The 11226-nt window shown below is 61.1% G+C and carries 11 protein-coding genes; all 11 read left to right on the plus strand.

Translation table 11 applies throughout. The features are described 5' to 3' along the window. Positions 1–10: 10 nt before the first annotated feature. On the plus strand, positions 11–1798 hold the full coding sequence (fliF, locus tag ACA051_RS08820; RefSeq protein WP_497309194.1) for a flagellar basal-body MS-ring/collar protein FliF: 1788 nt from the start codon (positions 11–13) through the stop codon (positions 1796–1798). Further along, positions 1791–2810 (plus strand): flagellar motor switch protein FliG, encoded by a 1020-nt coding sequence (fliG, locus tag ACA051_RS08825; protein ID WP_007894195.1) that lies wholly within the window; start codon positions 1791–1793, stop codon positions 2808–2810. Before fliF ends, fliG begins: the two co-directional genes overlap by 8 nt. A 7-nt stretch (positions 2811–2817) precedes the next feature. Beyond that, positions 2818–3627 (plus strand): flagellar assembly protein FliH, encoded by an 810-nt coding sequence (gene fliH, locus ACA051_RS08830; protein ID WP_497309196.1) that lies wholly within the window; start codon positions 2818–2820, stop codon positions 3625–3627. After that, entirely contained in the window at positions 3617–4975 is a 1359-nt protein-coding gene (fliI, locus tag ACA051_RS08835; RefSeq protein ID WP_077748627.1) for a flagellar protein export ATPase FliI, read from the plus strand. Before fliH ends, fliI begins: the two co-directional genes overlap by 11 nt. A 6-nt stretch (positions 4976–4981) precedes the next feature. Beyond that, the gene (fliJ, locus tag ACA051_RS08840) at positions 4982–5431 is read left to right on the plus strand and encodes a flagellar export protein FliJ (RefSeq protein WP_010456956.1); all 450 of its coding nucleotides are present in this window, start codon (positions 4982–4984) and stop codon (positions 5429–5431) included. 214 nt (positions 5432–5645) lie between these two features. Then, complete coding sequence (locus ACA051_RS08845) at positions 5646–5951, plus strand: STAS domain-containing protein (RefSeq protein WP_497309199.1); 306 nt, start codon at positions 5646–5648, stop codon at positions 5949–5951. Between the two features lie 5 nt (positions 5952–5956). Beyond that, entirely contained in the window at positions 5957–7663 is a 1707-nt protein-coding gene (locus ACA051_RS08850; protein ID WP_497375527.1) for an ATP-binding SpoIIE family protein phosphatase, read from the plus strand. Between the two features lie 30 nt (positions 7664–7693). After that, positions 7694–8041 (plus strand): Hpt domain-containing protein, encoded by a 348-nt coding sequence (locus ACA051_RS08855; protein ID WP_497374409.1) that lies wholly within the window; start codon positions 7694–7696, stop codon positions 8039–8041. A gap of 105 nt (positions 8042–8146) precedes the next feature. Then, on the plus strand, positions 8147–9523 hold the full coding sequence (locus ACA051_RS08860; RefSeq protein WP_497374411.1) for a flagellar hook-length control protein FliK: 1377 nt from the start codon (positions 8147–8149) through the stop codon (positions 9521–9523). A gap of 208 nt (positions 9524–9731) precedes the next feature. Beyond that, positions 9732–10229 carry a flagellar basal body-associated protein FliL gene (gene fliL, locus ACA051_RS08865; protein ID WP_497374413.1) on the plus strand — a complete coding sequence of 166 codons (498 nt, stop codon included), beginning with the start codon at positions 9732–9734 and terminating at the stop codon, positions 10227–10229. Positions 10230–10238: 9 nt separating this feature from the next. Next, positions 10239–11207, plus strand: coding sequence for a flagellar motor switch protein FliM (gene fliM, locus ACA051_RS08870; protein WP_219095679.1), 969 nt, complete (start codon positions 10239–10241; stop codon positions 11205–11207). Positions 11208–11226 lie beyond the last annotated feature (19 nt).

Raw genomic sequence — 11226 nt, forward strand, 5'->3', positions numbered from 1 at the left:
GAATTGAGTCATGGCAGAAGCAGTCGCTGATAACGTTCCGGCCAAGGCCACCCCGATAGACGGCAAACCGCCGCTGTTCGGCTTGTCCTTCCTGGAAAACCTCTCCGAGATGACCATGTTGCGTCAGGTGGGCCTGTTGGTCGGCCTGGCTGCGAGCGTGGCGATTGGTTTTGCCGTGGTGTTGTGGTCGCAGCAGCCGGACTACCGGCCTCTGTACGGCAGCCTCGCCGGTATGGACGCCAAGCAGGTCATGGATACCCTGGCCGCCGCCGATATTCCCTACACCGTTGAACCCAACTCCGGTGCCTTGCTGGTCAAGGCCGATGACCTGTCCCGTGCGCGGCTCAAGCTCGCGGGCGCTGGTGTCACTCCCAGCGATGGCAACATCGGTTTTGAAATCCTCGACAAGGATCAGGGCCTGGGGACCAGCCAGTTCATGGAAGCGACCCGTTATCGTCGCGGCCTCGAAGGTGAACTGGCCCGGACCATTTCCAGCCTGAACAACGTCAAGGGCGCTCGCGTGCACTTGGCGATTCCGAAAAGCTCGGTGTTCGTGCGTGACGAACGCAAGCCAAGCGCTTCGGTGCTGGTTGAACTGTATTCCGGCCGCTCGCTGGAGCCGGGTCAGGTGGTGGCGATCATCAACCTGGTCGCGACCAGCGTTCCCGAGCTCAGCAAATCCCAGATCACCGTGGTCGACCAGAAGGGCAACCTGCTGTCGGATCAGGCGGAAAACTCCGAACTGACCATGGCCGGCAAGCAATTCGACTACAGCCGTCGCATGGAAACCATGCTGACCCAGCGCGTGCACAACATTCTGCAACCGGTACTGGGCAACGACCGCTATAAAGCCGAAGTCTCCGCTGACGTGGACTTCAGTGCCGTCGAGTCGACCTCCGAGCAGTTCAACCCGGATCAACCGGCGTTGCGCAGCGAGCAGTCGGTCAACGAACAGCGCACCGCCAGTAATGGCCCGCAAGGTGTGCCGGGTGCCCTGAGCAACCAGCCGCCATCGCCAGCCTCCGCGCCGCAGACCACCGGTGGCAGCACCGCGGCAGCCGGCATGGTTCAGCCAGGCCAGCCGTTGATCGATGCCAACGGTCAGCAAATCATGGACCCGGCCACCGGTCAGCCGATGCTGGCGCCGTACCCGGCGGACAAGCGTCAACAATCCACCAAGAACTTCGAGCTCGACCGTTCGATCAGCCATACCAAACAACAGCAGGGTCGTTTGAATCGCCTGTCGGTGTCGGTGGTGGTGGACGATCAGGTCAAGGTCAACGCCGCCAACGGCGAGACCACACGTGCGCCGTGGAGCGCCGATGAATTGGCGCGCTTCACTCGCCTGGTGCAGGACGCCGTCGGTTTCGACGCCAGCCGTGGTGACAGCGTCAGCGTGATCAACATGCCGTTCTCCGCCGAGCGCGGTGAAGTGATTGCCGATATTCCGTTCTACTCCCAGCCGTGGTTCTGGGACATCGTCAAGCAAGTGCTGGGTGTCTTGTTCATCCTGGTGCTGGTGTTCGGTGTGCTGCGTCCGGTGCTTAACAACATCACCGGTGGCGGCAAAGGCAAGCAGCTGGCCGGCATCGGCAACGACATGGAACTCGGTGGCATGGGCGGCCTGGACGGCGAACTGGCCAACGACCGCGTCAGCCTCGGTGGTCCGCAAAGCATCCTGCTGCCGAGCCCGAGCGAAGGCTATGACGCACAGTTGAATGCAATCAAGAGTCTGGTGGCAGAAGATCCGGGTCGCGTGGCCCAGGTCGTGAAAGAGTGGATTAACGCAGATGAGTGATAACCGAGCCGTTGCCGCCAAACTGACCAAGGTCGACAAAGCCGCGATTCTGCTGCTGTCCCTGGGTTCGACCGATGCTGCGCAAGTGTTGCGCCACATGGGGCCCAAAGAGGTCCAGCGTGTGGGTGTGGCGATGGCCCAGATGGGCAACGTGCACCGCGAGCAGGTCGAACAGGTCATGAGCGAGTTCGTCGACATCGTCGGCGACCAGACCAGCCTGGGCGTCGGCTCCGACGACTACGTGCGCAAAATGCTCACCCAGGCGCTGGGCGAAGACAAGGCCAACGGCCTGATCGATCGCATCCTGCTGGGTGGCAACACCAGCGGCCTCGACAGCCTGAAGTGGATGGAACCGCGTGCCGTCGCCGACGTGATCCGTTACGAGCACCCACAGATCCAGGCGATCGTCGTGGCGTATCTCGATCCGGATCAGGCCGGTGAAGTGCTGGGCAACTTCGACCACAAGGTGCGACTGGACATCATCCTGCGGGTCTCCTCGCTGAACACCGTGCAGCCAGCCGCCCTGAAAGAACTCAACCAGATTCTCGAGAAGCAGTTCTCCGGCAACTCGAATGCCTCGCGCACCACCTTGGGTGGCATCAAGCGTGCGGCCGACATCATGAACTTCCTCGACAGCTCGATCGAAGGCCAGTTGATGGATTCGATTCGCGAAGTCGACGAAGACCTGTCCGGTCAGATCGAAGACCTCATGTTCGTGTTCAACAACCTGTCCGATGTCGACGACCGCGGGATTCAGGCGTTGCTGCGCGAAGTGTCCTCCGACGTGCTGGTGCTGGCCCTCAAGGGTTCGGACGAAGGCGTCAAGGAAAAGATCTTCAAGAACATGTCCAAACGAGCGGCCGAACTGTTGCGCGACGACCTCGAGGCCAAAGGCCCGGTGCGCGTCAGCGACGTGGAAACCGCGCAGAAAGAAATCCTCACCATTGCCCGCCGTATGGCCGAAGCCGGAGAAATCGTTCTCGGCGGGAAGGGCGGCGAAGAGATGATCTAAGGTCACTATGTCGTCCAAACATGATGAGTCCCAGACCGACCTGATCCGAGGCAAGGCCGTCGCCGGTTTCGACGTCTGGGCGTTGCCCAGTTTCGATCCTTTTGTGCCGGAGCCCGAGCCGGAACCTGAGCCCGAACCGCCGGAAATGGAAGAAGTGCCGCTGGATGAAGTCCAGCCACTGACCCTCGAAGAACTCGAAAGCATCCGTCAGGAGGCTTACAACGAAGGCTTCGCCATTGGCGAGAAAGAGGGCTTCCACAGCACCACGCTCAAGGTCCGTCAGGAAGCCGAAGCCGTCCTGGCGCCGAAAGTCGCGGGCCTGGAACAGCTGATGGCCAACCTGTTCGAGCCGATTGCCGAGCAGGACACCCAGATCGAAAAGTCGTTGGTTGATCTCGTGCAGCACATCACCAAACAGGTGATTCAGCGCGAACTGGCCATCGACTCGACGCAAATCGAACACGTCATGCGCGAAGCCCTCAAGCTCTTGCCGCTGGGCGTGGGTAACGTGCGGCTGTACATCAATCCGCAGGATTTCGAACAGGTCAAAGCCCTGCGCGAGCGCCATGAAGAAACCTGGCGCATCGTCGAAGACGAATCCCTGCTACCCGGCGGTTGCCGGGTCGAGACCGAACACAGTCGCATCGACGCCACCGTTGAAACCCGCGTCGCCCAAGTCATGGCCAAGCTGTTCGATCAGTTGCATGACCAGGCCTTGCACCCGGCCGCGCCGGATCTGAGCCTGGAACTGCCGGTCGACGAAAAGCCTGCAGTCGCTGCGGTCGATCCGAAGCTGGACGACCCCGATGCGCCTTGATCGCACCAGCTTCGCCAAGCGCCTCGGCAGCTACGCCGAGGTCACTACGCTGGCGGGGGCTCCGATCCTTGAAGGCCGTCTGCTGCGCATGGTCGGTCTGACCCTCGAAGCCGAAGGTTTGCGTGCCGCCATGGGCAGCCGCTGCATGGTCATCAACGACGACAGTTATCAACCGGTGCAGGTCGAAGCCGAAGTCATGGGTTTCTCCGGCAGCAAGGTGTTCCTGATGCCGGTCGGCAGCGTCGCCGGCATTGCGCCCGGTGCCCGAGTGGTTCCTATGGCAGACACTGGCCGCTTGCCGATGGGCATGAGCATGCTCGGGCGGGTGCTGGACGGTGCCGGCCGTGCGCTGGACGGCAAGGGCGGCATGAAGGCCGAAGACTGGGTGCCGATGGACGGCCCGACCATCAACCCGCTCAAACGCGAACCGATCAGTGAGCCACTCGATGTGGGGATTCGCACCATCAACGGTTTGTTGACGGTCGGTCGCGGTCAGCGTCTCGGGTTGTTCGCCGGTACCGGCGTCGGTAAATCCGTGCTGCTGGGCATGATGACCCGCTTCACCGAGGCCGACATTATCGTGGTCGGGCTGATCGGTGAACGGGGTCGTGAAGTTAAAGAATTTATCGAGCACATCCTCGGTGAAGAAGGGCTCAAGCGTTCGGTGGTCGTCGCCTCGCCTGCGGACGATGCGCCGCTGATGCGTCTGCGCGCGGCGATGTACTGCACGCGCATCGCCGAGTATTTCCGCGACAAGGGCAAGAACGTCTTGTTGCTCATGGATTCGCTGACCCGTTTCGCCCAGGCCCAGCGGGAAATCGCCCTGGCCATTGGCGAGCCACCCGCGACCAAAGGCTATCCGCCGTCGGTGTTCGCCAAGTTGCCGAAATTGGTGGAGCGGGCCGGTAACGCCGAGAAGGGCGGCGGTTCGATCACCGCGTTCTACACCGTATTGTCCGAAGGCGATGACCAGCAGGACCCGATTGCCGACTCGGCGCGAGGTGTGCTCGACGGGCACATCGTGCTGTCCCGACGCCTGGCGGAAGAAGGTCATTACCCGGCCATCGATATCGAAGCCTCCATCAGCCGGGTCATGCCGTCGGTGGTCAGCCCCGAGCACATGGCGCGGGCGCAGATGTTCAAGCAGTATTGGTCGCGCTATCAGCAAAGCCGCGACTTGATCAGCGTCGGTGCCTACGTGCCGGGTGGTGATCGCGAAACCGACGTCGCGATTTCCCTGCAGCCCGCCATGACCACTTATCTGCGTCAGGGCTTGAACGACAACATCGGCATGGGCGCCAGCGAAAACCATCTCGCCTCGATCTTCGCTCCGGCAGCGGGCGGCTAACCGGCCATGGCCCTGAGCCGCGCGGCACGCCTGGCACCCGTGGTGGAAATGGCCGAAAAGGCCGAAAAAACCGCGGTCATGCGCCTCGGGCACTTCCAGGGTCAGGTTCGTGTGGCGGAAAGCAAACTCGCCGATCTCGAAAACTTCCGCCTTGAATACCAGGAACAATGGATCGTGCGTGGCAGCACCGGCGTTTCCGGCCAATGGCTGCTCGGCTATCAGGGCTTTCTGGCGCAACTGGGCACGGCCATCGATCAGCAGCGCCAAAGCCTGAACTGGCACCAGAACAACCTGAACAAGGCGCGCGAGTCCTGGCAGCAAGCGTTTGCCCGGGTTGAAGGCTTGCGCAAACTTGTACAACGCTACATGGACGAGGCGCGCAAGCTCGAAGACAAGCGCGAGCAGAAGCTGCTGGACGAATTGTCCCAGCGGTTGCCGAGGCATGATCCGTATTGAGTCAGTCGGACCGCGTTATCGTTCTTCGCGGGCAAGCCTCGCTCCTACAGGATCCGTGTCGTTCGTAATTGCTGTGTACGACACAAAACCTGTAGGAGCGAGGCTTGCCCGCGAAGGCGGTCTGACAGACACCATAACTTCCCGCCTTGCTCCCATCTCCGCCAAGTGCTAAACCTTGTACACGCACGTTCACCCATGACAAGGAAGCCGTTAAATGCCAGTTGTTACAAAAGTCTCCCAGGATGGGAAAAAGCTGACGATTTCGGTCGAGGGACGATTCGATTTCGCCAAGCATCAGGAATTCCGTGAATCCTACGAGAAGCTTGAGCAAAAGCCCGAATCGTTCGAGGTGGATCTTAAAGCCGCCACCTACCTCGACAGTTCCGCACTCGGCATGCTTTTGCTGTTGCGTGATCACGCCGGCGGCGAGAATGCCGAAATCACGTTGACCAACGCCAACGCCGATGTGCGCAAGATTCTCGCCATCTCCAACTTTGAACAAATCTTCGACGTTGCATGACCGTCATGCAGCCGTCGCTTGATCCGCTGACCATCCTCATCGCCGAAGACAGCGCGGCCGATCGCATGCTCCTGTCCAGTATCGTCCGTCGTCAGGGCCACCAGGTATTGACGGCCGCCAATGGTGCCGAAGCGGTCGAGGCGTTTCGCGACCAGCGGCCACACCTGGTGTTGATGGACGCCATGATGCCGGTGATGGACGGTTTCGAGGCCGCACGACAGATCAAGGCGCTGGCCGGGGAAACCCTGGTGCCGATCATCTTCCTGACCTCGCTGACCGAAAGCGAGGCGCTGGCCCGGTGCCTGGAGGCCGGTGGCGACGACTTTCTGGCAAAGCCCTACAACCAGGTGATCCTCGCTGCCAAGATCAAGGCCATGGATCGCTTGCGTCGGTTGCAAGCCACGGTGCTGCAGCAGCGCGACCTGATCGCCAAACATCATGACTACTTGCTCAACGAGCAGCGGGTGGCCAAGGCCGTATTCGACAAGGTGGCGCATTCGGGCTGCCTGAGTGCGCCAAACATCCGCTACCTGCAATCGCCTTATGCGCTGTTCAACGGCGACCTGCTGCTCGCGGCGTTCACCCCGGCCGGCGACATGAATGTGCTGCTGGGTGATTTCACCGGCCACGGTCTGCCGGCCGCGGTGGGTGCCATGCCCCTGGCTGAAGTCTTTTACGGCATGACCGCCAAGGGTTACGGCCTGGCTGAAACCCTGCGTGAGATGAATGCCAAGCTCAAGCGCATCCTGCCGGTGGACATGTTCTGCTGCGCCACCTTGCTGTGCCTGAGCTTTCAGCGACGCTCGGTGGAAGTCTGGAACGGCGGAATGCCGGACGGTTACTTGCACAGCATCGCCAGCGGTGAGCGCACACCGCTGAAGGCGCGGCACTTGCCACTGGGCGTGCTCAGCCCGCAAATCTTCAGTGACCGCACCGAAGTGTTTCCGATGGCCGTTGGTGATCGGGTGTTTCTGCTGTCCGACGGGGTCATCGATACCTGCGATGCCAACGAACAGTTGTTTGGTGTGGAGCGGTTGCAGCGGGTGTTTGCGGCCAATCGCCAGCCAGACGCGCTGTTTGAAGAAATCGAGCAGGCGCTGCGGGATTTTCGTGGCGAGGCCCGCGATGACGTGAGCATGGTCGAGGTCAGTCTGCTGGAGGCCGCGCAACTGATCCCGCCGGCGCCGGTGTATTCCGACAGTGGCCAGTCCTGTCCGCTTGACTGGTCGGTGAGTTTCGAGTTTCGCGCCGAGACCCTCAAACGTTTCAATCCGCTGCCGTATCTATTGCAATTGCTGCTTGAGGTCCACGGCCTGCGTGCTCAGAGTGGCGCGCTCTACAGTGTGTTGGCAGAGCTTTATTCCAATGCCCTTGAGCACGGCGTGCTGGGGCTGGATTCAAGCCTCAAGCGCGATGCTTCGGGTTTTGCGCGCTATTATCAAGCGCGCAATGAGCGGCTTGAGGCGTTGTGCGACGGCTATGTGCGAGTGCATTTGCAGGTCGTGCCGACGGGCAAGGGCGGCAGCCTGATTGTGCGGGTCGAAGACAGTGGCAAGGGTTTCGATGTGGCGCGGGTGATGGAGCGTCCCGTCGATGGCGGCCGTCTGTCGGGGCGCGGTGTCAGTCTGATTCGCCAATTGAGCCGTAGCGCGAGCTGGTCTAACGATGGTCGTAGTGCTCGCGTGGAGTTTTTCTGGGAGGCTCTGGCATAATTCACCCATTCTTGATCAAGGAGTGAGCAAGTGGCTGACACACATCTGGACCGCGACGTGCTTAGCGCGTTGCAGGAAGTCATGGAGGGTGAGTATCCGACGTTGCTGGATACCTTCATCGCCGATTCCGAAGAGCGCTTGCGCGTGTTGCGAAAGGCTGAAGATGCCGCGCAACTCATGAACACCGCCCATAGCTTCAAGGGCAGCAGCAGCAATATGGGCGCTACCCGGTTGACCGAGCTGTGCGGTGAACTTGAGCAGCGCGCCAAGCAGAAAGACCTGGCCGGCATTGAAAAACTGGTCTCGGAAATCGACGGCGAATTCGCCATTGTTCGCCCTTTGTATGAAGCGGAGCGACAGCGCTCTTTGGCAGGCTGACGCGACCGTCCGGCGCTTTTAACCTCTGTCGAGCCAACCTGGCTCGACCTTTGCAAACAACTCACTCAACTGTACCTACGATCCCAGTGCAGCGGAGACCGTTTTATGCCCGTTACCCCCAATTCGCTTCTGCAGGCCGCCGCGACGGCCAAGACTCAAGTCGCCTCCGCCAATACCCCGGCGCCGGCCGCTGAGCCAGGGGACAAGGCGTCCAGCTTCGCTGATGTTTACGCCGATCAAACCCAGAACAAACCTTCTGTGGTCGCCGATAAAGCGGCTAAACCGGCTACCGAAAATGCCTCGCAAACCCCCGGCAAACCGGATGTCAGCGGTGAGAAGCCTGCCGCCCCGGAACCGGCGGTTGCCGATAGCGGCAATTCCTTGCCCGCCGATAAACCGGCGCCGACCGATGACACAACTGCAAGCGACAACCCGCCCGAGACCGTTGAAACGCCGGTGGCCGATACAGCGCCTGTTGATCCGAGCCTCGACCCGGCGCTTGATCCTGCGTTGATGCAGGCAGTACAGCCTTTGGTAACCGTGCCGGTCGTGCAAACCGCAGTGCCAGTTGTCACGACCGCACAGCCACAGGCTGAAACGCCGGTTGCCACAGCCGTTGTGGCCGCGTCTGCGCCAGCGGCGACTGCCATCGATAGCGATTTCGATCCCGAGGCTGATCCGCTCGACGCATTGCCCGCCGTGCGCATGGCCATGGAGCAGAGCGGCCACGTATCCGCCAGCAGCCAGGCCCAGCCAAAAGCCGCGCCAGCCCAGACCCAGGCTGACGGTGAACTGACGTCGGCGCAGAACTTTGCCGCCGGCATGGCCAGCATGCTTGACGTACAAACCGACAAGGACAGCACCAGTCAGGGCGGCGAGAAAGCCTTCAGCGGTCTGATTGATGGTGGGCTCAAGGATTTGACGTCCGCCAGCAGCGATACCCGTGTCGATGACTTCGCCAACCGTCTGGCGGCACTGACCCAGGCGGCCACCCCGAAAACCGCCAATGCCTTGCCGGTCAACCAGCCGATCGCCATGCATCAGAGCGGCTGGACCGAGGAAGTGGTCAACCGCGTCATGTACCTTTCCAGCGCCAACCTCAAGGCGGCCGATATCCAGTTGCAACCGGCTGAACTGGGGCGTCTCGATATCCGGGTGAACATGGTTCCTGATCAGCAGACCCAAGTCACCTTCTTGAGCGCCCATCCAAGCGTTCGCGAAGCGCTGGACAGTCAGATGCATCGCCTGCGTGACATGTTTTCGCAGCAGGGCATGGGCCAGGTCGACGTCAATGTGTCCGACCAGTCTCGTGGCTGGCAAGGTCAGGGCCAGGATCAGGCTCAGCAGGGGCAGGGCGGTCGCACCAGCGCCAATGGTGGTCGTCTCGACGGCATGGATGAAGAGATCGCACCGACCGCCGCAGAAGTGGCGGCAACCACTACCAGCGTGATCGGCTCCAGCGCCGTCGACTACTACGCCTGATCACATCTCCTGTAGGAGCGAGGCTTGCCCGCGAAGAACGATGACGCGGTCTGGCTGATAAGCCGCGACGCCTGTTTCGCGGGCAAGCCTCGCTCCTACAATTGATTGCCATTCGCTGTCTCCCATACCCTCCCGACACTTCTGGCATAACACTTGCTCTTGCCTTGCCGTGCGACTGTGAAAACCCGAATAGTGACGGATTATTGGCATGGCGAAGAGCGACGCAGTAGTAAAAGACCCCGCAACCAAAGGCAAGGTCAAGCTGATCATTGTGATCGTGGTGGCCCTGCTGCTGGCGATCGGCATGTCCGTGGGGGCGACGTGGTTCTTCATGCACAGCGCCCAGAGCAAGCCTGCCGCCGCCGAAACCGCTGTGGTCGGCAAGCAGCCAGCGATTTTCGAGCCCATGGCCCCGGCTTTCGTGGCCAACTACAACGTGAACGGTCGCCAGCGCTACATGCAGGTGAGCATCACCCTGCAAGGGCGCAATCAGGCTGATCTGGAAGCGCTTAAAGTGCACATGCCGGTGATCCGTAACAACCTGGTCATGCTGTTCTCCGGCCAGGACTTCGCCACGCTGGCGACCCCGGTCGGCCAGGAGATGTTGCGTCAGAAGGCCACGGCCAGCGTCCAGGAAGTGGCGCAAAAAGAACTCGGCAAAGTGGTTATCGAACAGCTGCTTTTCACTAATTTCGTACTGCAGTAGGAACACGACATGGCCGTGCAGGACCTGCTGTCCCAGGATGAGATCGATGCGCTGTTGCATGGCGTCGACGATGGTCTGGTACAGACCGATAACGTTGCTGAACCCGGCAGCGTAAAAAGCTACGACCTGACCAGCCAGGATCGCATCGTCCGCGGACGCATGCCGACGCTGGAGATGATCAACGAGCGTTTCGCCCGCTACACCCGCATCAGCATGTTCAACATGCTGCGCCGCTCGGCGGACGTTGCCGTCGGTGGCGTGCAGGTGATGAAGTTCGGCGAATACGTGCACTCGCTGTACGTGCCGACCAGTCTCAACCTGGTCAAGATCAAGCCGTTGCGCGGCACCGCGCTGTTCATCCTCGACGCCAAACTGGTGTTCAAGCTGGTGGACAACTTCTTCGGCGGCGATGGCCGTCACGCCAAGATCGAAGGGCGTGAATTCACTCCCACCGAGCTGCGTGTGGTGCGCATGGTGCTGGAGCAGGCCTTCATCGATTTGAAGGAAGCCTGGCAGGCGATCATGGAAGTGAACTTCGAGTACATCAACTCGGAAGTGAACCCGGCCATGGCTAACATCGTCGGCCCGAGCGAAGCGGTTGTCGTGTCCACCTTCCACATCGAACTCGATGGTGGTGGCGGCGACCTGCACGTGACCATGCCGTACTCGATGATCGAACCGGTGCGCGAAATGCTCGACGCCGGCTTCCAGTCGGATCTGGACGATCAGGACGAGCGTTGGGTCAACGCCCTGCGCCAGGACGTGCTGGACGTCGACGTGCCGATCGGTGCCACAGTTGCCCGTCGCCAGTTGCGCTTGCGCGACATCCTGCACATGCAGCCGGGGGATGTGATCCCGGTCGAGATGCCGGAAGAAATGATCATGCGCGCCAACGGCGTGCCGGCCTTCAAGGTCAAGATGGGCTCGCACAAAGGCAACCTCGCGTTGCAGGTGATCGAGCCGATCGAGCGCCGCTGACCGGCGCTCCAACCCCCTA

This window comes from Pseudomonas sp. LBUM1669 (genome assembly GCF_059695705.1).